The organism is Streptomyces smyrnaeus (assembly GCF_017676345.1).
Taxonomy (GTDB): Bacteria; Actinomycetota; Actinomycetes; order Streptomycetales; family Streptomycetaceae; genus Streptomyces; species Streptomyces smyrnaeus.
Window position 1 is genome coordinate 215,034 of record NZ_JAFFZM010000015.1, and the last position, 24,050, is coordinate 239,083.

The 24,050-nt window shown below is 68.2% G+C and carries 18 protein-coding genes and 1 pseudogene; 9 read left to right on the forward strand and 10 right to left on the reverse strand.

The annotated features are described in order from the left end of the window. Positions 1–25 precede the first annotated feature (25 nt). Positions 26–319 carry a DUF3303 family protein gene (locus JW613_RS24145; protein WP_209213040.1) on the forward strand — a complete coding sequence of 98 codons (294 nt, stop codon included), beginning with the start codon at positions 26–28 and terminating at the stop codon, positions 317–319. A 131-nt stretch (positions 320–450) separates the two neighbouring features. Here the strand turns inward: JW613_RS24145 and JW613_RS24150 are convergent. Continuing rightward, positions 451–825: pseudogene (locus JW613_RS24150) on the reverse strand (ATP-binding protein); the annotation flags it as partial. A gap of 168 nt (positions 826–993) precedes the next feature. Here JW613_RS24150 and JW613_RS24155 point away from each other — a divergent pair. Beyond that, on the forward strand, positions 994–1,893 hold the full coding sequence (locus tag JW613_RS24155) for a helix-turn-helix domain-containing protein (RefSeq protein ID WP_209213041.1): 900 nt from the start codon (positions 994–996) through the stop codon (positions 1,891–1,893). Beyond that, positions 1,890–2,081: a DUF397 domain-containing protein gene (locus JW613_RS24160; RefSeq protein ID WP_209213042.1), complete on the forward strand. Its 192-nt coding sequence runs from the start codon at positions 1,890–1,892 to the stop codon at positions 2,079–2,081. The genes JW613_RS24155 and JW613_RS24160 overlap by 4 nt, the downstream gene beginning before the upstream one ends. Positions 2,082–2,270: 189 nt before the next feature. On the opposite strand, the gene JW613_RS24165 is transcribed toward JW613_RS24160, so the two are convergent. From JW613_RS24165 to JW613_RS24185, 5 genes are all read right to left on the reverse strand, one after another. Next, on the reverse strand, positions 2,271–2,849 hold the full coding sequence (locus JW613_RS24165; RefSeq protein ID WP_209213043.1) for a hypothetical protein: 579 nt from the start codon (positions 2,847–2,849) through the stop codon (positions 2,271–2,273). Further along, entirely contained in the window at positions 2,846–4,546 is a 1,701-nt protein-coding gene (locus tag JW613_RS24170; RefSeq protein WP_209213044.1) for an alpha/beta hydrolase, read from the reverse strand. The genes JW613_RS24165 and JW613_RS24170 overlap by 4 nt, the downstream gene beginning before the upstream one ends. A 6-nt stretch (positions 4,547–4,552) precedes the next feature. Then, the gene (locus tag JW613_RS24175) at positions 4,553–5,065 is read right to left on the reverse strand and encodes a hypothetical protein (RefSeq protein WP_209213045.1); all 513 of its coding nucleotides are present in this window, start codon (positions 5,063–5,065) and stop codon (positions 4,553–4,555) included. 640 nt (positions 5,066–5,705) lie between these two features. After that, positions 5,706–7,235: a helix-turn-helix domain-containing protein gene (locus tag JW613_RS24180; protein ID WP_209213046.1), complete on the reverse strand. Its 1,530-nt coding sequence runs from the start codon at positions 7,233–7,235 to the stop codon at positions 5,706–5,708. A gap of 190 nt (positions 7,236–7,425) precedes the next feature. Beyond that, entirely contained in the window at positions 7,426–8,799 is a 1,374-nt protein-coding gene (locus tag JW613_RS24185; RefSeq protein WP_372447992.1) for an APC family permease, read from the reverse strand. Between the two features lie 279 nt (positions 8,800–9,078). On the opposite strand from JW613_RS24185, the gene acnA reads away from it, so the two are divergent. Continuing rightward, positions 9,079–11,799, forward strand: coding sequence for an aconitate hydratase AcnA (gene acnA, locus JW613_RS24190; RefSeq protein WP_209213047.1), 2,721 nt, complete (start codon positions 9,079–9,081; stop codon positions 11,797–11,799). 111 nt (positions 11,800–11,910) lie between these two features. On the opposite strand, the gene JW613_RS24195 is transcribed toward acnA, so the two are convergent. The 3 genes from JW613_RS24195 to JW613_RS24205 are packed head-to-tail and all read right to left on the reverse strand — an operon-like array spanning position 11,911 to position 14,086. Further along, positions 11,911–12,615, reverse strand: coding sequence for an AzlC family ABC transporter permease (locus tag JW613_RS24195; protein ID WP_209213048.1), 705 nt, complete (start codon positions 12,613–12,615; stop codon positions 11,911–11,913). 35 nt (positions 12,616–12,650) lie between these two features. After that, positions 12,651–12,971, reverse strand: a complete 321-nt coding sequence (locus JW613_RS24200) for an AzlD domain-containing protein (protein ID WP_209213049.1) — start codon at positions 12,969–12,971, stop codon at positions 12,651–12,653. Further along, on the reverse strand, positions 12,968–14,086 hold the full coding sequence (locus JW613_RS24205; RefSeq protein WP_209213050.1) for a diaminopropionate ammonia-lyase: 1,119 nt from the start codon (positions 14,084–14,086) through the stop codon (positions 12,968–12,970). Before JW613_RS24205 ends, JW613_RS24200 begins: the two co-directional genes overlap by 4 nt. Before the next feature lie 122 nt (positions 14,087–14,208). Here JW613_RS24205 and JW613_RS24210 point away from each other — a divergent pair, with 122 nt between their 5' ends. After that, positions 14,209–15,123: a LysR substrate-binding domain-containing protein gene (locus tag JW613_RS24210; protein ID WP_209213051.1), complete on the forward strand. Its 915-nt coding sequence runs from the start codon at positions 14,209–14,211 to the stop codon at positions 15,121–15,123. Between the two features lie 61 nt (positions 15,124–15,184). On the opposite strand, the gene JW613_RS24215 is transcribed toward JW613_RS24210, so the two are convergent. Then, positions 15,185–18,673 carry a GH92 family glycosyl hydrolase gene (locus tag JW613_RS24215; protein WP_372447993.1) on the reverse strand — a complete coding sequence of 1,163 codons (3,489 nt, stop codon included), beginning with the start codon at positions 18,671–18,673 and terminating at the stop codon, positions 15,185–15,187. Between the two features lie 362 nt (positions 18,674–19,035). Between JW613_RS24215 and ngcE the strand changes: the two genes are divergently transcribed. From ngcE to JW613_RS24235, 4 genes are all read left to right on the forward strand, one after another. Next, positions 19,036–20,460 carry an N-acetylglucosamine/diacetylchitobiose ABC transporter substrate-binding protein gene (ngcE, locus tag JW613_RS24220; RefSeq protein WP_209213052.1) on the forward strand — a complete coding sequence of 475 codons (1,425 nt, stop codon included), beginning with the start codon at positions 19,036–19,038 and terminating at the stop codon, positions 20,458–20,460. Positions 20,461–20,502: 42 nt separating this feature from the next. After that, positions 20,503–21,555 (forward strand): carbohydrate ABC transporter permease, encoded by a 1,053-nt coding sequence (locus JW613_RS24225; RefSeq protein WP_307866019.1) that lies wholly within the window; start codon positions 20,503–20,505, stop codon positions 21,553–21,555. Positions 21,556–21,583: 28 nt separating this feature from the next. Beyond that, complete coding sequence (locus JW613_RS24230; protein ID WP_372447994.1) at positions 21,584–22,516, forward strand: carbohydrate ABC transporter permease; 933 nt, start codon at positions 21,584–21,586, stop codon at positions 22,514–22,516. 232 nt (positions 22,517–22,748) lie between these two features. Beyond that, positions 22,749–24,008 carry an extracellular solute-binding protein gene (locus JW613_RS24235; protein WP_180289782.1) on the forward strand — a complete coding sequence of 420 codons (1,260 nt, stop codon included), beginning with the start codon at positions 22,749–22,751 and terminating at the stop codon, positions 24,006–24,008. The last annotated feature ends 42 nt before the right edge of the window (positions 24,009–24,050 follow it).

Below are 24,050 nucleotides of genomic sequence, written 5' to 3' on the forward strand. Positions count from 1 at the left end.
GCCCCGACCTGCGAGGAGACGCACGATGCGGATGTTGCTGAAGGCCAGACTGGACACGGAGAAGGGCAGCGAGCTGATCGAGAGCGGCCGGATGGGCGAGCTGCTCGAATCCCTGCTGCAGCGCCTTCAGCCGGAGGCCGCCTACTTCACCCCGGACCGGGGCCACCGGAGCTGTCTGATGGTGTTCGACATGCAGGACTCCTCCCAGCTCGTGGCGCTCAGCGAACCCTTCTTCAACGAGATGGGCGCCGAGGTCACCGTCCAGCCCGCCATGAACGTGGACGACGTCAAACGCGGCCTGGCTTCCCTCAAGGGCTGAAGATCCGGCGGCACTGGCCGAGAGGCCCAGACGTGAGATGGCTGGTGTTCGTCGGAAGACTTCAGCCCTGATTGGCCAGCTCCGCCCGCACGTTTGCCACTGGGTGGATAGGGGAGTGTCTCCCAGCGATCGGCGAGGGCGGCGACGAGCGTCAGGCCGTGCCCGCTCGTGCGCAGTGCATCGGGTGCGGTGTCCGACGGCGGCGGGAGGTGCGGCCACAGCTCCCCGCGGGCATCGGTGACCTCCACGCGCAGGCGGGTGGCCGACGAGTCGAAGGCGAGCGTCAGCCGGAAGCTGCGGCCGGGCACGCGGCCGTGGAGCGCGGCGTTGGCGGCGAGCTCAGCAACGACGACTTCAGCACGCTCCGTAATGTTCTCCGGAACGCCCCACGAGCGGAGTTCGGCCACGCCGAGCAGCCGGGCGAGCCGGGCACCACGCCGCGTGGATGAGAGCAGTTGAGTGAAGGTGCGGACGGGGGCGTCGAGTTGTGGAACGGGTCGGTCCATGGAGCCAGCGTGACGTCCGGCACCCGATGGGTGCGAGCGTGGCACTTCGTACGCGGAGTGAGCGTACGGGCACTTCGAGTGGACGGTACGCGGAGGAGGCCGTCACGCTGAGTCGTGAGCGTGACGGCCGTGAGGAGCCGTCGCGGTACGGACGGAGAGGGGCGGGGTATGGACATCGCCGAGGAAGACGCCGACGGGCCCGAGTACGGAGCGGGAGACACCGACGAGCGGTCGGTTCCGGAGGGGGAGTGGGAGCGGGAACCCCACCCGTCGGACAGTCTGCGCACCTTCGGGGCGGTCGTCCAGGCGCTGCGCGAACATGCGGGGCTCAGCCGCGCGGAACTGGCCACCCGCGTGCGGTTCTCCAAGCACACGGTGGAGTCCGTCGAGTTGGGACGCCGCATGCCGGACGACGAGTTCGTGGAGCGCGCGGAGGCTGCGCTGGGCAACACCGGCGCCCTGCGGAATGCTGCCCGCCACCTCACCCGGGGCGAAGCGGGGCTCGCCGCGTGGTTCCGCCGCTGGGCTCGGCTGGAACGGAAGGCGGTCAGCCTGTGCACGTACGAGTGCCGACTGGTGCCCGGGCTGTTGCAGTCGGAGGCGTATGCGCGGGCGGTATTTGACGGCACGATCCCGTTGCGGACCGACGCGGAGATGGAGACGCAGCTCACCGCGCGATTGGAGCGTCAGGCAATGATGCGGGAGCGACCGAAGGTGCCGTTCAGCTTCATCGTCGAGGAGTATGTGTTCCGACGACGGTTCGGCGATGCGGAGGCGATGTGCGAACTCGTGGACCACGTCCTTGAGTGCAGTGCTCCGCGCAACGTGACGCTTCAGGTAGTTCCACTGGAGTCTGGGCTGCATGCGTGTCTGGACGGGCCTGTTCAGATCTTGGAGACCCCTGCGGGGCAGCGGCTCTGCTATTCCGAAGGGCAGCGGAACGGGCGGCTGATTTCGGACCGGAAAGAGGTAAGTCTCCTCTGCCAGCGCTATGACACACTGCGCTCGCAGGCCCTGAGCCCCACGGAGTCCCGGGCCTTGCTGGAGCGACTGCGAGGAGAGCTATGAGCAGCGGTATGACGGAACTTGCCTGGTTCAAGTCCAGCTACAGCGGCAGTGATGGCGACAGCTGCGTGGAGGTCGCGATCGCCGAGCAGGCCGTCCTCGTACGCGACTCCAAGGATGTGTCCCGTCAGCCGTTCACGGTGGGCCGCGAGGGCTGGAGACGGTTCGTGCGCTTCGCGTCGGAGCACTGAGAGGGCGGAGCGTGACGTCTCGCCGCGGCCCCGTCAGCCCCTGCGCTCCTGGGCCCGGCCAGCCCTCTGAAGGGAACTGGTCGAGCAGTTCCTGGTCGACTACCAGTGGCGATGATCGCCCGCTTGAGCTGCGTGAATCGGGTCGCGTCGTGGGGATGGGCGCGCAGGTAGTCCCAGTGGCGGCTCCTGTCAGGCGCGGGAAAGGTCGGTGCCTTCCGGGGCTTGGTAGCAGGGCGAGATGAGGGTGACGTCCATCTGTGGCTTGAGGTCACCCGAGCGTGTCTTCAGTGCCCTGATCGCCACACGATGCCCGGAGGTAGTGTGTACCGCCATGATCTCCGGATTGCGGGCCCTGCTGTTCATAGGCCCGTCCTTGGTAATACGCCACCCCATGCCCGGAAGTCGGGAGCGTAGGTTCTCCATGGCGGTGTCGAAATCGTCCGGGTCCGCTTCCCACAGTGCCCAGGGATGGTCCACTCTGTAGTAGGTGGTGAAATCCGGGTCAATGGCGTCACACGGTCCGGCGGCTGCAGGAATGTGACTTGGGTTACCGGGGATGCCCATGGCATCCACCAGCCGGGACGACATCTGGTTGACCTCGTCTTCTGCCTGGCGCACTGGGCGCACCTCGGGTGTATATCCGAGCTTTCTGCGCACCTTGGACGGCTTGGCGACCCGTTTGAGGCCAGATTTGTCCATGATCGAGCGTCCCCTCAGTGGAATCAGGCTCAGTAGGGCTGCAACGGTTGCTTTCCGGTGTCCGGTCACTGTTTGAGCGTGACGTTGGTGTAGTCACCGGCCACTACCTGGGCCATGTTATATAGGCTGACCGTCGGGTCGCCGTCGGGTTTTTCGTCCCAGAACTTGCCATGCCCCATGGGTCCTCTCCATGGGCCGTAGTCCATGACGTTGCCTCCGAAGCGCGTGTCGGTGGGTATTGCCCGGTCCGGGCCGCCGCCGTGGAAGGCGCGTCCTCCCTGGCGCACCATGGTGTCATCGACCGTATTGTCGGCGGCAACGGCCCATACATGGTCGGCGCCGACGCCGAGGTCTTCCGCACGGCGCACGTGGACGCCGGGAGAGCCCTGGAACATGATGTCGTCGGCCGCGAGGTGGTGGCCCTTGGCGGCTTCGCCGACAACCGCGGAGCCGTAGGAGTGGCCGGAGACGGTGGTGTGCGAGGCGTCCGGTCCGCCCTGGGCTGCCTGGGTGCCCTCGGTGAACCCCCGGAGGGGTTCGGCCCCCTCGTCGGCGAACTTGCCACGGGTCGGGTTGTGGCCGGGGCTGATGTCGGGGGCGTCGTAGTCCAGCCACGTGATCGTCGATACCGAGGCGTCGCGGCCGGCTGCTTTGGCCGAGTGCCGCCACAGGCGGTCCATGCGGTGCAGGTCTCCGTCGATGGTGGAGAGTTTCGCCGTGGTTCCGGGCACGTGGATGGCGGTGTGGTCGGCGGTGTCGGGGTTGCCGTTGGCCAGGATGATCCGCCCGTCTCCGCGGCCCTTGGGGTCGAAGCCGAGCAGGTATGCAGAGGGGAGCTCTTTGATGCCGGTTCGGTCGAAGCGGCTCTCAATGGCTTCGATACCCTTGAGGGTCTCGTTGATGTGGTTCCTGCGGTCCTTCCAGCCGGACGGTTTTTCCGTCAGCAACTGGTTGAGTTCGGTCTCGTAGCGGCCTTCGGTCGTGGCCAGCTCGGCGCGGTTGGCTTCGTCGCGTATGTCGGCGGGCAGTCCGTCGAGCGCGCCGATCTCTGCGGGGTAGAGGGCGAGGTAGTGGTCCCTTTCCTCATCGTCGAGGAGGTCCCACCACCGTTTGTTCTCCTTCGGGCTCCTGCCCTCGGGGGGGTGGGGAAGGTCGGGCCCGGTTTTGGCGGCGGCTTTCCGGGAGGCTTCGGCGTCGGCAGCGGTGTCGTTCCAGTCTCCGGACGAGACGTGCAGTTCGTCGTCTGCTTTCAGGCGCCGCAGGACGCGGGCGTATGTCTTGTCGGCCTCGGTTGCTTGCTCGACGGCGTCGAAGATTTCCTGGGCGATCTCCCGGGCTCTCATTTTCTTGATGTCGGCGCCGTTGGTTGTACTGCCGTAGGGTTTGCTTTCGTCGTCGTCTTCCGTGACGGCGGAGGAATAGGAGACGGAGCCGTCGGACTCGACGGTGAAACCTTCGCGCTTGGCCTCTTGCAGGGTCTGGTTGAGCTTGGTCTTGGCTTTGCACAGAATTTCTTGCAGCAGGTCGATGTTGGTGCGTATCAGCCCGGTCTGGCCCTGCATGTAGTGGAAGTTGTCTGCAAGCTGGCCCACTTGACGCAGGGCAGCATTGGCGGCGCGGCCTGCGAGCTTGCCTCGGATGCCGGGGGCAACGTTTCTGTTGAGCTCGTCTTTGCCGCGATCTCCTGCGGAGGAGAGACTCTTGTAGAGATCCGCGGCGCGACCCAGGGCTTCGGTGTCGAGCTCGGCGAGCGTCTGCCATTTCACCGTCTCTCACCGCCCGGGGGTGTCGCGGTAGCGGTGTGAGAGCCGGTCGAATTCGCTGCCGCGTTCTTCGTCGTTGTTGTGCTGCATGGTGCCTGCGTTGTGCATGCTCCCGGCCAGGCGGGTGCAGCGGTCTGCGACTTTGTCGGCGTACTCAACCCATGAGCTGTGCAGAGTATCGGCGATGACGCCGGCACACTCGAAGTCCCCGTCGGTCCCGTCCAGGCCGAAGAGCATGTTGACGCCGAGCGTGTCGACGAACATTTGCATTCCGGCCTGGCTGAGGGGCCGCTTGAGCTGGTCGGTGTCGTGCGCGGCCTTGCGCCAGGCGGCCCGGTCGGAGACGGTCTGTCCGTCCGAACCGGTCTCGTCCGACTGAGGCTTGGCCCCGCCTGCCAGCTGCAACCGCGCCGACCCATGACTGTCGGGGGATAAGTCGTTGATCGCCGAAGACCCAGGCTCGGCGATGGTATGCGGGTCGGGAACTCCGATCACATCGTGGATCGCCGAACGCTCAACCACGTGCTGCCCCCGTACCTTCTCGCTGGTTGAGTGTGCCCGCCGGGGGTCGGGTGCCGGCAGGACGGTGATAACTATAGTTCGCAACCGATCAGGTCGGTGCCCCATTGGGTCGTTTCAGGCGAAGTTGAGTACGTGTACTCAGGCGTTCTGTGTCGGTTGGGGCAGTTGGCCACCGATGTCCCCGTCGGCGTGCCAGAGGGGCGACACATGTTGAACGGGTACACGCGGTACAGGGCCGTGGCGCGGTATCGGCCTTCGACTCCAGTGACGCTGTCGCAGGCAGCGGCGTGTCCCCTTCGGTCCGGGGGAGGGACCGTAAGGGGGAACGCACCGCGTGCGGCCAGGGTCTGCAACTCGCCGCTTCCGCAGCCTTGTTGCCGGTAGGCGCAGTGCGCGACCGGGTCAACGCAGAACGTCAAGCATGTGAGTTTGCCGTCGTCCCCCCGGTGCTGCCGCTCCACTGCGACCAGGATGGCCCCAGAGCCGCCGAACGTGTTGGGCTTTCCACTCGGACCCTTGCCCGCGGTTCGCCGAACAGCTGGGCACCAGCCCGGGGCAGTGGCTGCTCCGCCGGAGCGTCGACGGGGCACGGTCTTGCTGGAGCAGGCCGACGGCTCCGGGAAGCCGCGGCCGCCGCCCCTCAGATGTCGCGGAACGTCTCGATCTGGGCGCCGACTTCGTTGAGGCGTTCGGCCAGGTCCTCGTAGCCGCGGTTGATGACGTAGACGTTCCGCAGCACCGAGGTGCCCTCCGCGGCCATCATGGCCAGCAGCACCACGACGGCCGGGCGGAGTGCCGGGGGGCACATCATCTCGGCGGCGCGCCAGCGGGTGGGGCCCTCGACCAGTACCCGGTGCGGGTCGAGCAACTGCAGCCTGCCGCCGAGCCGGTTGAGGTCGGTGAGGTAGATGGCGCGGTTGTCGTAGACCCAGTCGTGGATGAGGGTCTTGCCCTGCGCGGAGGCGGCGATGGCGGCGAAGAAGGGGACGTTGTCGATGTTGAGGCCGGGGAAGGGCATCGGGTGGATCTTGTCGATGGGCGCCTCCAGCTTGGAGGGGCGCACCGTCAGGTCCGTCAGCCGGGTACGGCCGTTGTCGGCCGCGTACTCCGCGCTGCGGTCGAAGTCGAGGCCCATCTCCTCCAGGACCGCGAGTTCGATCTCCATGAACTCGGCCGGCACCCGGCACACCGTCAGCTCGGACTCGGTGACGATGGCTGCGGCGACCAGGCTCATCGCCTCGACCGGGTCCTCGGAGGGCGAGTAGTCCACATCGGTGTCGATGACGGGCACGCCGTGCACCGTCAGCGTCGTCGAGCCGATGCCCTCGACCCGTACGCCCAGCTGCTCCAGGAAGAAGCACAGGTCCTGGACCATGTAGTTGGACGAGGCGTTGCGGATGACCGTGACGCCGTCGTGCCGGGCGGCGGCCAGCAGCGCGTTCTCGGTGACGGTGTCCCCGCGCTCGGTCAGCACGATCGGCCGTTTGGGTGCGACGCCCGTCTCCACCTCGGCGTGGTAGATGCCCTCGGTGGCGGTGACCGCCAGGCCGAAGTGGCGCAGCGCGCTCATGTGCGGCTCGACCGTGCGGGTGCCCAGGTCGCAACCGCCCGCGTAGGGGATGCGGAAGCGGTCCATCCGGTGCAGCAGCGGGCCGAGGAACATGATGATGCTCCGTGTGCGGCGCGCCGCCTCCTGGTCGATGGAGTCCAGGTCGAGTTCGGCCGGCGGGACGATCTCCAGATCCGCGCCTCCGTTGATCCACCGGGTGCGGACGCCGATGGAGGAGAGCACCTCCAGGATGCGGTAGACCTCCTCGATGCGGGCGACCCGGCGCAGCACCGTACGGCCGGAGTTGAGGAGGGAGGCGCACAGCAGGGCCACGCACGCGTTCTTGCTCGTCTTGACGTCGATGCTGCCGGAGAGCTGCCGTCCGCCCACCACTCGCAGATGCATCGGGCCCGAGTAACCAAGGGACACGATTTCGCTGTCCAGCGCCTCGGAGATCCGGGCGATCATCTCAAGGCTGATGTTCTGGTTCCCGCGCTCGATCCGGTTGACGGCGCTCTGGCTGGTGCCGAGCGCTTCCGCCAGTTGCGACTGGGTCCAGCCCCGGTGCTGACGGGCGTCGCGGATCAACTGGCCGATACGTGCGAGGTAGTCGTCGGTCATAGAGGAAACGGTATCTCAGATCTGAGATAGGAACGCACCCGGGGGTGGTGAGACGCGTGTGCCGCCCGGGCAACCGCCCGAATGCCGCAGCCAGGTTGCGCTCCCACCAGATGTGGTGCAGGCGGGGCCCTGCGCCCCGGACCTGTGACCCGTCCTACGCCCCGGCCGGGTCGGTCCTCGCCCGGTCGGGTCAGTCCTCGCCGCGTGCCCTGAGCACCAGCTTGTTGACGCCCCACAAGGCGATGCCGATCAGCACCAGGATGCCCGCCCGGATGTAGACACCGGTGTCGCGGTCGGCCAGCGGGCCGGCCAGGACCAGTGCGGTGACGGCGCCCAGTACGGGCAGGGCGGTCGGGACGCGGAAGTGCTGGTGTGCGACCCGGTCGCGACGCAGTACCAGCACCGCCACGTTCACCACGGCGAACACGCACAGCAGCAGAAAGGACGTGGTGTCCCCGAGGCCGGCGATCTCGCCCGTCGACACCAGGCCGACGGCGATCAGCGTCACGAAGACGATGCCGGCGACGGGGGTGCGGCGACCGGGGAGCACTCTGCCCATCGCGCGGGGCAGAATGCGCTCGTTGGCCATGCCGTAGCACAACCGGGAGGCCATCATGATGTTGATCAGCGCGGAGTTGGCGACGGCGAACAGGGCGATCAGGGCGAAGAGCCGGTGCGGGAAGTCGACCCCGCCGGCCTTGACCACCTCCAGCAGCGGCCCGCTCGATCCTGCCAGTGTGCTGGTCGGTACGAGCAGCGAGGAGATCAGGGCGACGAGGACGTAGACGGTGCCGGTGACCGCGACGCCGATGAAGATGCCGCGCGGAAACGTCCGCTGCGGGTCCACGGTCTCCTCCGCCATGTTGACCGAGTCCTCGAACCCGACGAATGCGAAGAAGCCCAGCGCGGTGGCGCCCAGCACTCCGGAGATCAGCGCATAGCCGGTGCCGCCGGTCTCCAGGTCGCCCAGCCGGGAGGGTTCGCCGTCGCCGGTGAGCACCGCGGCGGCTCCGACGGTGAGGATGACGGTCAGACCGGTGAGCTCCACCACGGTGAAGACGACGTTGGTCTTCACCGACTCCGAGACGCCGCGCAGGGTCAGTCCGGCCAGCGCCAGTACGAACAGGATCGCCACCAGGGTCGGCGGCAGGGCGCCGTTCGTCAGTTCGTCGAGGTAGTCCCCGCTGAAGGCCCGTGCCGCGGCGCTGGCGGAGGCCAGCCCGGAGCACATCACCATGAAGGCGACGATGAACGTCAGGAAGGGCACCTTGAAGGCGCGCTGGGTGTAGAGCGCGGCTCCGGCGGCCTTGGGGTACTTGCCGACCAGTTCCACGTACGAGGCCGCTGTCAGCATCGCCACGACGAAGCCGATGGCGAAGGGCAGCCACAGCGCTCCGCCGACCTTGCCGGCGACCTTGCCGGTGGTGGCGTAGATGCCGGTGCCCAGAATGTCCCCGATCACGAACAGCACCAGCAGCTTGGGCCCGATGGCCCGCTTCAGCGCGGGCTCGTGCGGGGCTTCGGCGCCGTGCGGTCCGGGGGCCGGCGGGTCTGTGGAGGCCACGGCTCCACTGTGGGACAGGCGAAGGCCTCAGGTCCATGGCGCGTGCGTGTGTCGGCGCGGCGCGCGGTGGGCACCCGGGGGCAGGCATGACCGGCGGGCGGTCGTGTATTAGAGTTATCTCGACATCGAGATAACTGGCGACGGCATACGTCGCGGTCGCTGTCGCAGGGCGGAAACGGGTTGGCGTCGGTAGGGATTGGTAAGGCTTACCTAACTTCGTGTCCCGCTCACCATAGCGCACCGGCGGCCGATGCACTCAAGGCACTGAAGGAGACTGTCGTGTCGGCGAACAGCTTCGACGCCCGCAGCACGCTGCAGGTGGGCGACGAGTCGTACGAAATCTTCAAGCTGGACAAAGTAGAGGGTTCCGCCCGGCTTCCGTACAGCCTGAAGGTCCTGCTGGAGAACCTGCTCCGCACGGAAGACGGCGCGAACATCACCGCCGACCACATCCGCGCGCTCGGCAACTGGGATCCCAAGGCGCAGCCCAGCCAGGAGATCCAGTTCACGCCGGCCCGCGTGATCATGCAGGACTTCACGGGTGTGCCCTGCGTCGTCGACCTGGCGACGATGCGCGAGGCGGTCAAGGAACTGGGCGGCGACGCCAACCGCATCAACCCGCTGGCCCCGGCCGAGCTGGTCATCGACCACTCCGTCATCGCCGACACCTTCGGCACCTCCGACGCGTTCAAGAAGAACGTCGAGCTGGAGTACGGCCGCAACCGCGAGCGCTACCAGTTCCTGCGCTGGGGCCAGACCGCCTTCGACGAGTTCAAGGTCGTCCCGCCCGGCACCGGCATCGTGCACCAGGTCAACATCGAGCACCTGGCCCGCACGGTCATGGTCCGGAACGGCCAGGCCTACCCCGACACGCTGGTGGGCACCGACTCGCACACCACCATGGTCAACGGCCTCGGTGTCCTCGGCTGGGGCGTCGGCGGCATCGAGGCGGAGGCCGCGATGCTGGGCCAGCCCGTCTCGATGCTCATTCCGCGGGTCGTCGGCTTCAAGCTCACCGGTGAGCTGCCCACCGGCACCACCGCCACCGACCTGGTGCTCACCATCACCGAGATGCTGCGCGCGCACGGTGTCGTCGGCAAGTTCGTGGAGTTCTACGGTCAGGGCGTCGGCGCCGTGCCGCTCGCCAACCGCGCCACGATCGGCAACATGTCGCCGGAGTTCGGTTCCACCGCGGCGATCTTCCCGATCGACGAGGGAACCATCGACTACCTCAAGCTGACCGGCCGCAGCTCCGAGCAGCTGGCGCTGGTCGAGTCCTACGCCAAGGCGCAGGGCCTGTGGCACGACCCCGCGCAGGAGCCGGAGTACAGCGAGTACCTGGAGCTGGACCTCTCCACGGTCGTTCCCTCCATCGCCGGCCCGAAGCGCCCGCAGGACCGCATCGCGCTCGCCGACGCCGCGCACAAGTTCGGCCAGGACGTGGTCAACTACGTCTCCGAGGCGGACACCGACGAGGCGGGCAAGGAGTCCTTCCCGGCCTCCGACGCCCCGGCCGTCTCCAACGGCGTGCCGAGCAAGCCGGTCCAGGTCACCAGCCCCGACGGGGTCACCTACGACCTCGACCACGGTGCCGTGGCCGTCGCCGCCATCACCTCCTGCACCAACACCTCCAACCCGTACGTCATGGTCGGCGCGGCGCTGCTGGCCAAGAAGGCGGTGGAGAAGGGCCTGACCCGCAAGCCCTGGGTCAAGACCACCCTGGCCCCCGGCTCGCAGGTCGTCATGGACTACTACGACCGCGCCGGTCTCACCCCGTACCTGGACAAGCTGGGCTTCAACCTCGTCGGCTACGGCTGCACCACCTGCATCGGCAACTCCGGCCCGCTGCCGGACGAGGTCTCCAAGGCCGTCAACGAGAACGACCTGGCCGTCGTCTCCGTTCTGTCCGGCAACCGCAACTTCGAGGGCCGGATCAACCCCGACGTCAAGATGAACTACCTGGCGTCCCCGCCGCTGGTGGTCGCCTACGCCATCGCCGGCTCGATGAAGGTCGACATCACCACCGAGGCCCTCGGTACCGACCAGGACGGCAACCCGGTCCACCTGTCCGACCTGTGGCCCTCCGAGCAGGAGGTCGAGGAGGTCGTCGCCTCCTGCATCGGCCAGGAGATGTTCACCAAGGACTACGCCGACGTCTTCGCCGGTGACGCCCAGTGGCAGGCCCTCCCGGTTCCCACCGGCGACACTTTCGAGTGGGACCCGCAGTCCACCTACGTCCGTAAGCCCCCGTACTTCGAGGGCATGGGCATGGACCCGGCCCCGGTCGAGGACATCTCCGGTGCCCGCGTACTGGCCAAGCTGGGCGACTCGGTCACCACCGACCACATCTCCCCGGCCGGTGCCATCAAGGCCGACACCCCGGCGGGCAAGTATCTGACCGAGCACGGTGTCGAGCGCCGTGACTTCAACAGCTACGGCTCGCGGCGCGGCAACCACGAGGTCATGATCCGCGGCACCTTCGCCAACATCCGGCTGCGCAACCAGATCGCGCCGGGCACCGAGGGCGGTTTCACGCGGGACTTCACGCAGCCGGACGGCCCGGTCTCCTTCATCTACGACGCCGCGCAGAACTACCAGGCGCAGGGCACCCCGCTGGTCATCCTCGCGGGCAAGGAGTACGGCTCCGGCTCCTCCCGCGATTGGGCGGCCAAGGGCACCGCGCTGCTGGGCGTACGCGCGGTCATCGCCGAGTCGTACGAGCGCATCCACCGCTCGAACCTCATCGGCATGGGTGTCCTGCCACTGCAGTTCCCCACCGGTGGCTCCGCCCTCGACCTGGGGCTGACCGGTGAGGAGACCTTCTCCATCACGGGCATCACCGCGCTCAACGACGGTGAGGTCCCGTCCACCGTGAAGGTCACCACGGACACCGGCGTGGAGTTCGACGCCACGGTGCGCATCGACACCCCCGGCGAGGCCGACTACTACCGCAACGGCGGCATCCTCCAGTACGTCCTGCGCTCGCTGATCCGCGACTGACATCAGCCGCTCGGGTCGTACGACGACGGGCCGCACCCCGGCAGGGGCGCGGCCCGTCCGCGGTTCCACCCGTCCGCGGTGCCGGTGCCGGTGCCGGTCGGTTCCGGTTCCTCACGGCCGGGCGGTTCCGGGGGCTGTCCGGCCCCGGGGGCCGGGACCGGTGCGGGACTGCCCGAAGGTGGCCGCGGTGACCGCGAGCAGGGTCGCCACCAAGAGCCCTCCCTGGTAGGGGAGCGGCCGCAGGGCGAGGGCCAGGGCCCCGGCCAGCAGACCGGTGACGAGGGGACGCGGCGAGGTGAAGCAGGGGACGACCAGCCCGATATAGGTGGCGACGACGGCGAACTCCAGCCCCAGGCCGTCCAGGTGGTGCAGGCTCTCGCCCCAGACCCACCCCGCCAGGGTGCTCGTCAGCCACGTCGCGTACACGGTGGCCGACACGGTCACCACATACCAGTGGGCGCGGTCGGAACGGCCGGTGCCCCGTTGCCGGTACCGTCCGGCAGCCACCGCGTAGACCGCGTCCGTCATCCCGAAGGCCAGAGCCGCGCGCCATCGCGTCGGCAGGTGCGCGAAACGGGGAGAGAGGTCGGCGGAGTAGAACAGATGCCGGGCGTTGACGACCAGCACGGTGGCCACCACCAGCGGCCAGGCCGTGCCGGCGGACAGCATGCCGATCCCGATCAGCTGCGCCGAGCCCGCGTTGACCAGACCGCTGAGCGCCAGCGTCTCCGTGAGGCCCAGGCCCGACTGCCGGGCCATGCCCCCGCACAGCAGGCCGAACGGGGCCGAACCCACCACCAGTGGCAGGGCCGCCACCAGGCCGCGGCGTACTTCCACTCCCCTGGCGCGGCTCACAGGAGGAAGCCCGTCAGCGCGAAGGCGGCCATCCCGGAGCCGAAGACCAGCAGGAAGCTGTCCCGTCGCACCGCGCCGACCGCGAACCCGGTCAGGGCCCCGGCCAGGGCGGGCGTCAGCCATGTCGGACCGTCGCCGGACAGGTACGAAGCCGGCAGTACGGCCGGCACGACGAGGGCCATCAGGACGGCGGGCATCAGGTGGGGGAGTGCCTGTTCGAGGCGCGGTGAGATCCGCTGCGGGGTGAGCGGGCCGAAGAAGGCGAAGCGCAGGCCGAACGTGGCGGCGCCCATCAGGGCGATGGTCACCAGGGTCACGGCCGCTCCTGCTGGAACTGCGGGTTGGCCGCGGGGCCTTCCGTACTGAGCAGGACGACGGTGGACCCGGCGGTCAGTCCCAGCGCGGCGCGCCGTTCCCAGGCGCGCGGTCCGCGCAGAGCGGCCCGCACACCGGCGAGCGAGGCGGCGCCGCAGGGTCCCGCGGGGACACCGAGGGCCGCCAGATCGCGGGCGGCGGTGCGGGCCGCGTCCTCGGTGACGGCCACGGCGGCGTCCAGCCCCCCGCGCAGGTGGGGCCAGGCGAGGTGGGAGGGGGTCCCGCAGTTCAGTCCGGCCATGGCGGTCTCGCCGGTGGTGACGGTGACGGCCTCCTGGCGGTGCAGGCTCTCCAGGACGCAGGGCGCCGCCTGGGGCTCCACGGACAGCAGGGCGGTCGCGGCGGTACCGGAGGGGCGGCTGCGGTAGTGGGTGACGGCGGCCTGGGCCAGTGAGCCGACCCCGACCGGCACGGCCACCAGACCGGGCGGTCGGGCGCCCGCTTCGGCGAGTTGGGCGTCGATCTCGGCGAAGAGCGTCGAGTAGCCCTCCACGATCCAGCCGGGAATGCGCTCGTAGCCGGGCCAGGCGGTGTCCTGGACCAGGACCGCGTCGGGTGCGGCGGCGGCCTCGGCGGCGGCGCTCACCGCGTCGTCGTACGGCCCTTCGACCTGGGTGACACGGGCTCCTTCCGCGGAGAGTGCCGCCACTGCTGCCGGGTGCACGCCCCAGGGCACGAAGACGTGTGCCTGCCGGCCGAAGCGGCGGGCCATCCGGGCCAGCGCCCGGCCGTGGTTGCCGTCGGTCGCGGTGACCAGGGTGAGTGCGCCCGGCTCCGGGCCCTCGGGCCGTTCCGCGAGGATCCGGTGCACCGCCCAGGAGGTGCCCAGCGCTTTGAAGGCCGGCAACCCCAGGCGGGCGGACTCGTCCTTGACCAGGACCCGCCCGACGCCGATCTCGGCGGCGAGGCCGGGGAGTTCGGTCAACGGCGTGGGGGCGTGGTCGCACAGTGCGGTGTGGAAGGCCCGGACCTCGGCGGGGGCCGGGGTGGTGCGCCACTCGCGGGCGGTGGGGTTGGTGTACCAGGTGGGGGAGTCGGAGGCGGGTGTCTCGTTCATGGGATCAGCCTGTGTGCGACCTGGCCCATCGGTCCAGCAAACCTTTTCGAACTATACTCGTAAGAAAAACCGACCAATCGGCCCAATCGGTGCGCCGATCCATTGCTGCGCGGGGACCCCGGATGTTCGACCTCCACCGACTGCGGCTGCTGCGCGAGCTCAAGCACCGCGGCACGCTCGCCGCCGTCGCCGCCGCCCTTTCCTACAGCCCCTCTTCGGTCTCCCAGCAACTCTCCCAGCTGGAGAGGGAAGTGGGCGTGCGGCTGCTGGAGCCGGTGGGTCGTAGGGTGCGGCTCACCGCGCAGGCGGAGATCCTGGTCGATCACGTCGAGGCCGTACTCGAACGGCTGGAGCGGGCCGAGGCGGATCTCGCCGGTTCACTCACCGCGGTCTTTGGGACGCTGCGGATCGCCTCCTTCCAGACCGCGGCTCTCGCACTGATCCCGACGGCGCTGTCCCTCGTCCGGGACGCCCACCCGCAGCTGCGGGTGCACGTCACCCAGGCGGAGCCGGAGGAGGCCCTGCCGGCGCTGCTCACCCACGACTTCGACATGGTGCTGTCCGAGGAGTACCCGGGCAGTCCCATCCCGCGCCCGGCGGAGCTGGAGCAGGAGGACCTGTGCGAGGACCCGGTGCGGTTGGCCCACCCCGCGCTCGACTCCTCGCAGCCCCCGAGGGAGGCGCTGCGCGCGCTCGCCGGGAGCGCCTGGGTGATGGAGCCCGAGGGCACGCCCGCCCGGCACCGTGCCGTCACCCTGTGCCGTGACGCCGGGTTCGAGCCCGATGTGCGCTTCGAGTCCAGCGATCTGCTGCTGCATCTGCGGCTCGCGGAGCGAGGCCATGCCGCTGCGATGCTGCCGGACCTGCTGTGGCACGGCACCGCGCCGACGCTGCCCCTGCATCCGCTGCCGGACGGTCGGCACTGCCGAAAACTGATCACCGCTGTGCGTCGCGGAGGCAGCCACCACCCCGCCGTACGGGCCTTTCGGCAGGCTCTGCGCGAAGCCGTCACGCAGTGCGGCCCGGCCAGGGGCTGAGCGGGCGCACTCACCCCTTGCCTGGGAGGCCGCTCAGCCCCTGACCGGGGAGGCGGTGCGCTCAGCGGCTGCCCAGCAGTTCCACCTCCGCCAGCCGGGCCTTCGGCCCAGCCGCAACCAGCCGGTAGCTGCGGTAGCGGGCGGTGTGCGGAAGCTGGAACACCCGGGTCTGCTTGTCCCAGCGGAAGGTCTCGCCCGTACGCCGGTCCACCGTGTGCCACCGCTTGCCGTCCCGCGACCCCTCCAGCCGCCAGCCGCCGGGCGCCGCCGCGCGGTCGTCGGAGGTGAGGGTGTAGGAGGTGACGCGGGCGCCCTCGGCCACCGGGACGGGAGCGGAGGTGACATCGGCGGCCGTGCTGGAGGTGTTGTCCAGCAGCGGGGAGTCGTCGGCCTCGCTGACGTCGGCCTGCGGGGAGGGCACCTTGTCGTCGTGGGTGATGGACGACGGGGCGCTGTCGCCTCCCGTGCCCCACTTCGACGGCTTCGGCCCCATGGTGAACTCCAGGGTTCCGCCGTCGGCCAGCAGCTTGTGCGGCATCGCGGTGGAGTGCCACTTCTTGCCGTCGACCTTCAGCCCCTGGACGTAGACGTTCCGCTTGCTGTTCCCGGGCGCCTTGACCACCAGGTCCCGGCCGCCCTCCAGATGGACGGTGGCCTTGGTGAACAGCGGGGAGCCGACCGCGTACTCGGGGGAGCCCATCACCAGCGGATAGAAGCCCAGCGCGCTGAAGACGTACCAGGCCGACATCTCCCCGTTGTCCTCGTCGCCCGGGTAGCCCTGGCCGATCTCGCTGCCGACGTAGAGCCGGGAGAGGACCTCGCGGACCTTGGCCTGGGTCTTCCACGGCTGCCCGGCCGCGTCGTACATGTAGGCGATGTGGTGTGCGGGCTGGTTGCTGTGCCCGTACATGCCCATGCGGACGTCGCGGGCCTCGGTCATCTCGTGGATGACGCCGCCGTAGCTGCCCGCGTACTTTTCCTCGCCGGTCTCCTGGGTGGCGAAGTAGCGGTCCAGTTTCCCGGCGAGGGCGGGCCGGCCGCCGTAGAGGTTGGCCAGGCCGCGGGTGTCCTGGGGCGCGGTGAAGGCGAAGTTCCAGCCGTTGGTCTCGGTGTAGTCATGGCCCCACACACGAGGGTCGTACGCGTCGGGGGACAGCCGCCAGGAGCCGTCGGCGGTGCGGCCCTGGAAGAAGTCGACCTTCTTGTCGAAGTGATGGACGTAGTTGCGGGCCCGCTGGAGGAAGTAGGCCGACTCCTCCTTGTAGCGCTTCTTGCCGGTCTTCTTGTACAGCGCCTTGCCCATCTTCGCGATGCCGAAGTCGTTCAGGTAGCCCTCCAGCGCCCAGGACATGCCCTCCTTGGTGTCGGTGCTGGTGTAGCCGACGAAGGGGGAGGTGGCCATGCCCTTTCGGCCCACGCCCGGGTCGGGTGGCGCGACGGTCGCGTTCTTGACGGCGGCCTCGTAGGCGGCCTCCGCGTCGAGGTCGACGCCCTTGAGGTACGCGTCGGCGAAAGCGACGTCGGAGGAGGTGCCGGTCATCAGATCGGCATAGCCGGGTGAGGACCAGCGGGAGATCCAGCCGCCGTCCTTGTACTGCTGCACGAAGCCGTCGGCCATCTTCCCCGCCTGCCGGGGGCTGAGCAGGGAGTAGGCCGGCCAGGTGGTGCGGTAGGTGTCCCAGAAACCGTTGTTGACGTACACCTCGCCGTCGACGATCTTCGACCCCGTCTCGGTGGGGGTGTCCGGTTCCTCGGCGGGGGAGAACGGGCTGGCGTAGCGGGACTTCCCACCGGCCCGCTCGTGGCCCGCGTTGGGGTAGAGGTAGAGCCGGTAGAGGTTGGAGTAGAGCGTGGTGAGCTGGTCGGGTGTGGCGCCCTCGACCTCGATGACGCCCAGCAGATCGTCCCAGCGCTGCTGCGCCCGCTTCTCGACCTGTGCGAAGGAGCGGTCGGAGGGGATCTCGGCGCGCAGATTGGCCTTCGCCTGGCCGACGCCGATCAGCGAGGTGGCGATCCGCATGATGACGGTGCGGTCGGCTCCGGGGTCGAAGCGCAGATAGCCGGCGGCGTCCTTGCTGCCGCCCCCGGTCAGTTTGCCGCCGTCGGTGACGGGGGCGTCGAACTCGGCGTGGACGAACATCCGCGTCGCCCCGGTCGACAGCCCGCTCCTCACGTCGGACCAGCCGCTCACCACGCCCCGGTCGGTGTCCAGGGTGAGCCCCGCGTCGTCGTCGACGTTGTCGAACAGGAGGGCTGCGTCCGCCTTGGGGAAGGTGAAGCGCATCATCGCGGCGTGGTCGGTCGGAGTGACCTCGGCGCGCAGCCCGTTGACGAAGGTGACGCCGTAATAGTGCGGCTTGGCCGTCTCGTCGGAGTGCCGGAAGGGCAGTGCGCGGGCCGTGCGGGAGGCGTCCGGGGCGCCCTTCGCAGCCGAGGGCATCACCTGGAACGTCTGCCGGTCGCCCATCCACGGGCTGGGCTCATGGCTGGCGCTGAAGGCCTGCAGTGTCGGCAGGTTGTCGGCGCTGTTCTTGCGCGCGTACTCGTACAGCCAGTCCTTGGCGCCGGCGTCGGTCACCGGCGTCCAGAAGTTGAAGCCGTGCGGCAGCGCGGTGGCGGGGAAGTTGTTGCCGCGTGAGAAGGAGCCGCTGGAGTTGGTGCCGCGGGTGGTGACCACGTGGTCGGACGGATGTGCCTTGGGGGCGGCGGGGCGCTGCGGGGCGAGGCGGATGTCGTCCAGCCAGCCGCTGAAGGGGCGGGTACCGTCGGCCGGTCGGCTCGGCGCGTCGTAGCCGAGAAGTACGCGGTCGACGGTCCTGCCCTCGGCGACGCGGCCGATGGCGGCCTGTATGTGGTTCCACTGGTTGACGTACAGCGTCTTGCCGGTGCCCTGCGCGGCCGGGGTCAGCCGGGTGCCGTGCTGGTCGGTGGCGTGCAGTTCGCTGAGGTGGCTGCCGTCGGTGAAGGCCAGGTCCACGGCCACTGCGGTGGCGGCGTACGAGCGGTCGTGGCCGGTCATCTCGGGAAAGAGCCGGTAGGAGAGCACGGTGTCGCGGGTGACGGTCACATCGACGTCGAAGACCTTGTTGTACGCGTACCCGTGGCCCGGTGCCGTGTGTGTGCCCGCGTAGCGCAGTGCGCGGGTTCCGGTGAAGCCCGCGCGGGTCTTCGCGGTGGGGGACGATTCGGGCCCGGTGCCGGTGCGGGTGGCCAGGCCCGGCCTGCCGTGGGCGGTGACACCGTCGGCGCGCGGACTGCCGTCCGGCCGGGTCTCGACGGCGTCGCGCCAGTCGGGTGCCGGGGTGTCGGGCTCGAACGACGAGGCGAACCGGGTGTTGGGCGGGCCCGTGCCGGGGTCGGGGGCAGCGGTGGCGGCTGTCGCCTGCGCCGTGGTGGTGGCGAGCAGCGCGAGGGTGAGCGCGAGGGCGTACCGCCGGGCGGCTGTGGGGCGAGGGACTGCTCGGTGCCGGGGCAGTGGTCTGCGGTGTGTCCGGGCCGGCGGCCCGGATCCGACCGTTGGCCGGGGACGGAGCGGTGAGCTGCGGCGCACACGGACCTCTCAGCAGGCCGACAACGTTGTCAGATTATGGATTTCAGCGACCAGTAACGTATCTCCGCCCCCCGGTGTCAAGTCAGTTGGGGACACCGGAAGAAGGAGAAAACAGCACAGGTCTCAACTCGGGAAAGATGGTCGGTCGAACTGTTCTCGATCTTGCCCAGGTGGCGGAGAGTGGACTATACCTGTCCCACCTCGAACGGTACCCGCGCGCGGGCGCCGATTCACTGGCGCACCATCCGCAAGATCCGCACCACTCAGCTTGAACTGACCCGCGGTGTCGGGCCCTTCGCCGGTGGCGAGTTGACGGGAGACCGGTACACCGCCTGAGTCCTGGAGAAGGCGAGGACTTGAGCATGGGAACCAACAGCGTCAACCGTCGCGATGTCGTCAAGGCCACCGCGGCCGGACTGCTCGCCGTGCCGGCCCTCGGCTCGCTGACGTCCTGCGCAACGGGCGGCGACGAGGACACGAAGGCCGAAAAGGGCAAGAAGTCGGCCAAGAATCCGTTGGGCGTCAAAGAGAACGCCGCTCTTCAGGCGTATATCTTCAACGGCGGATACGACGACAAGTACGCGCGCTTCGTCAGTGACATGTACGAGAAGCGGTATCCGAAGGCGGAGGTCGACCAGAAGAAGACCGAACGCATCGCCACCCAGGTCCAGCCGCGGATCATCAAGGGCGACCCGCCGGACGTGGTCAACAACTCCGGCGCCGAGATGATGTCGATCTCGAAGCTCGTCAAGAACAAGCAGGTCAGCGATGTCACCGAACTCCTCGACGCCCCGAGCTGGGACGATCCGGACGTCAAGGTGCGCGACACCCTGGTGCCCGGCGTCCTGGAGATGGGCCAGTTCGGCACCGACGCCTGCTACCAGCTCAACATCGCCCAGACCGTCTACGGCATCTGGTACTCGGACACGATGCTCCGCGACCGGCTGGAGACCGAATACCCGAAGACCTGGGACGACATGCTGGCCCTCTGCAAGAAGGCCAAGAAGAAGGGCGTGCACGGCTGGACGTACCCGGCAGGGCACCCCCGCTACATGTTCTTCAGCATGTACTCCATGTTCGGCCAGGCGGGCGGGCGCAAACAGCTCGACGCCTTCGATTACCTGGAGCCGAACGCCTGGAAGACCGACGCGGTCAAACAGGTCTTCGAGGCCTATGAGGAACTGCTCGCCAAGAAGTACGTGCTGACCGGTTTCGACGGCAAGAACGCTCACATCGAGGCGCAGACCGCCTGGACGAAGGGCAAGGCCGTCTTCATTCCGGACGGCTCCTGGGTGGAGAACGAGGCGAAGGACACCACGCCCAAGAACTTCGAGATGCGCGTCGGCGCGTCGCCCTCCTTCGACAAGGGCGACCCGATGCCCTTCGGCACCCTCTACGCCCCTCCCGGTGAGCCCTACATCATCCCGGCCAAGGCCTCGAACCGGCAGGGCGGCCTGGAGTGGATGCGGATGATGTACAGCAAGAAGGCCGCGGTGAACCTCTTCCGCGAGGTCTCCTCGATGCCCGTGGTCAAGGGCGCCATCGACGGCATGGAACTGCCGCCGGGCGTGAAGAGCGCGCAGCAGGCCGTCAAGGCCGCCGGTGACAACATCGTGATCGCGTTCTTCAAGGAGTGGTACGCCGATCTGTGGCGGGTGGACTTCGACTCCGTCATCGGGAAGTTCATGAACGGCGAGACCTCGGTGAAGGAGGCCATGAACGCGATGCAGAAGGCCGCCGACCGCACCGCCAAGGACCCTGACGTCACCAAGATCAAGAAGTCCTGAGCGACCGGACAGCGGCGGAGCCGCAGGGAGAATCGGAGCGGCGTGAAGACTGAGACACAGCCGGCCACGGGCGGGCAGACGAGCGGGAAGCAGCCTTCCGGGCGAACGCGGACCAGCGGTGGACCGGCCTTCGCGCTCGCCATCATCCTGCCGCCCCGGTTCACTCCGGAGCGGGTGCGCAACGACCGCCGGTACCGGACGCTGGACAAGTACCGCTTCATCGTGGGCTTCCTGGCCCTGCCGCTGCTCTTCTACGCGGTGTTCGTGATCTCCCCGTTCCTCCAGGCGATCTACTACTCGTTCACGGACTGGGCGGGCGGTGCCTCGGCGAACTTCGTCGGCGGCGACAACTATGTGAAGATGTGGAACGACGAGAAGTTCTGGGACTCCCTGCAGTCCAGCCTGCTGCTGCTGGTCGTCGTTCCGCTGATCACCCTGGTGCTGGGCATCTTCTTCGCCTACATGATCACCGCGGGCGGACGGCACCGCAGGGGCCAGGCGATCTCGGGCGTGGCGGGCTCCTCGATCTACAAGATCGTCTACTTCTTCCCGCAGGTGCTGTCCATCGCGCTGATCGCCGTGGTGTGGCAGCAGGTCTACAGCTCGCGGAGCGGCCTGCTCAACGGTCTGCTCGGCTCCGTGGGACTGGAGGGCCTCGAACAGCGCTGGCTCGGCGGCGACTACAAGCTCGCCCTGTTCTCCACCATGGCGGTGATCGCCTGGAGCTTCGTCGGGTTCTACGTGGTGCTCTTCTCCGCCGCCATGGGTGCGATCCCCAAGGACGTCTACGAGGCCGCGTTGCTGGACGGTGCCGGGCGGGCCGCCACCTTCTTCCGGGTCACCTTGCCGCTGATCTGGGACACCGTGCGCACCGGCTGGGTCTACATGGGCATCCAGGCCCTGGACGCCTTCGCGGTGGTTTTGATCATGGTGCCGCCGCACGCGCTGAAGGTGACCCCCGTCTACCTCTACGAGCGGTTCCGGGAAGGCCAGTTCGGCTACGCCACGGCCATCGGTGTGGTGCTCCTCGTGCTGAGCATGATCTTCACGCTGATCGTGATGAGGATCGGACGCCGTGACCAGATCGAGTACTGAGAAGCGGGAAGCGATGAGTGCCGAACCGATGCCCACCGACGCAGTCACCGACCAGCAGACCGCCTCCGCCACGTCCGGGTCCGAGCCGGCCGCCGGCCGTCGGGCCGCCGGAAGGAAGGACGGGGGCACCGGCGAACGCGGCGCGCTGAACGTCTTCTCGCACGCCTTTCTGATCGCCTGGGTCGTGATGGCGGCGGGGCCGCTGATCTGGGTGGCGATGACGGCCTTCCGGCCCACGGCGGACTTCCTCAACGACCCGATGGGGCTGCCCACCTCGATCCACTGGCAGAACTTCGCCAACGCCTGGACCGAGGCGAAGATCGGCCGGTACGCGTTCAACTCCCTGGTCATCCTGGCCGGCTCGCTGACCGGCACCATGCTGCTGGGCTCGATGGCCGCCTACGTCATCGCCCGTTTCACCTTCCCCGGCAACAGGTTCATCTTCCTGTTGTTCGCGGGCGGGATGATGTTCCCGGTGATCCTGGCGCTGATCCCGCTGTTCACGATCATGGACAACATGTCCCTGCTGGACACCCGGCCGGGGTTGATCATCGCCTACATCGCCTACTCGCTGCCGTTCACCACCTTCTTTTTGACCTCGTTCTTCAGGACCCTGCCCAGCGGGGTCCAGGAGGCGGCGATGATCGACGGTGCCTCGCACACCCGGACCTTCTTCCAGGTGATGCTGCCGATGGCCAAGCCCGGGCTGGTGAGCATCGGCATCTTCAACTTCCTCGGTCAGTGGAACCAGTATCTGCTGCCGCTGCTGCTCAACAACGAGGACGAGAACAACTACGTCCTGCCCCAGGGGCTGGCGGCGTTGACGGTCTCCCAGGGCTACGCGGGAGACTGGGGCGCCCTGTTCGCCGGGCTGACCATCGCCATGGTCCCGGTGCTGGTGGTCTATGCCGTCTTCCAGCGTCAGGTGCAGGCCGGGCTGACCGCCGGCGCCCTCAAATGAGCCGCCGGGAACCGGCGGTGGCGGACGGTGATTTCAGGTTGGCCACGAAAGTGGCCTAGACCTGTGCGGCGGAATATGCCGTGAGTAGTCTCTGCGCCGTAGCGGCACGGGGATCACCTCGCCAAGCAGTCGGGGCTCTCCTCGCCCGACGTTGCCTGGGGGATCCGGGTCGCGCCCGGAGTGACGTATCACCTGCGAGCAAGTCGACACCGATGTCGAAGGGTTGAGCAACATGAACAAGAGAGCAGTGGCGGCCGGTGCCGCGGCGCTCGCCATGGCACTGAGCGTCACCGCCTGTGGCGGTGACGACGGGGGCTCCGGGGACAAGAACACCATCAAACTGGTGGCCGCCGACTACGGCGACAAGAAGTCCAACGCCTCCAAGATCTACTGGGACCAGGTCGTCAAGGACTTCGAGAAGAAGCACAAGGACATCAAGGTCGACGTCCAGGTCATCAACTGGAACGACATCGACAAGCAGGTCAAGACGATGATCCAGAGCGGAAACGTTCCGGACCTGCTGCAGACCGGCGGTTACGCGGACAAGGTCGCCGACGACCTGCTCTACAAGGCCGACGACGTTCTCTCGCCCAAGACGAAGCAGAACCTCATTCCCTCCTTCGCCAAGGCCGGCGAGGTGGACGGCACCCAGTACGGCATCCCGTGGGTCTCCTCCTCCCGCGTGCTCTTCTACAACAAGGAGGTCTTCAAGAAGGCGGGCGTCAAGAACCCGCCGAAGACCTGGGACGAACTGGCCGACGCCGCCCAGAAGATAAAGAAGTCCAAGGCCGCCGACACCCCCTACGCACTGCCTCTCGGCCCCGAAGAGGCCCAGGGCGAGATGATGATGTGGGAGCTGGGCAACGGCGGTGGCTACACCGACGACAGCGGCAAGTACACCATCGACAGCAAGCAGAACGTCGAGACCTTCGAGTGGCTCCAGAAGAACCTGGTCAAGCCGGGGCTGACGTACGCCAACCCGGGCACCACCGACCGCAAGGAAGCCTTCGCGGACTTCGCCGCGGGCAAGGTCGGCATGCTCAACGGCCACCCGAGCCTCGTCCAGATGGCCAAGCAGGGCAAGGTCGACTACGGCGTCGTCACCATCCCCGGCAAGGAAGGCCCGCTGAAGTCGACGCTCGGTGTCGCCGACTGGATGATGGCCTTCAAGGACGGCGGCAAGCAGAAGCAGATCAAGACCTTCCTCGACTTCGTGTACACGAAGAAGATGCTGAAGTTCGATGAGATGTACAACTTCCCGCCGGTCACCCAGGACGCGCTCAAGACGATGCAGTCCAACGGCAAGCACGAGGACCTGAAGCCCTTCTTCGACGAGCTGGAGAACGCGAAGTTCTACCCGCTGGGCGACCCGTCCTGGGACATCGTCTCCGCCGAGATCAAGAAGACCGGTGGCAAGGCCGCCAAGGAGGACCCGAAGAAGGTCCTCGGCGATCTGCAGAAGAAGGCGGAAGAGGCCGCCGCCAACAAGTAGGCCCCGAACGTACTGGCTGGGGCCGCCATTGATTCCGCCGGA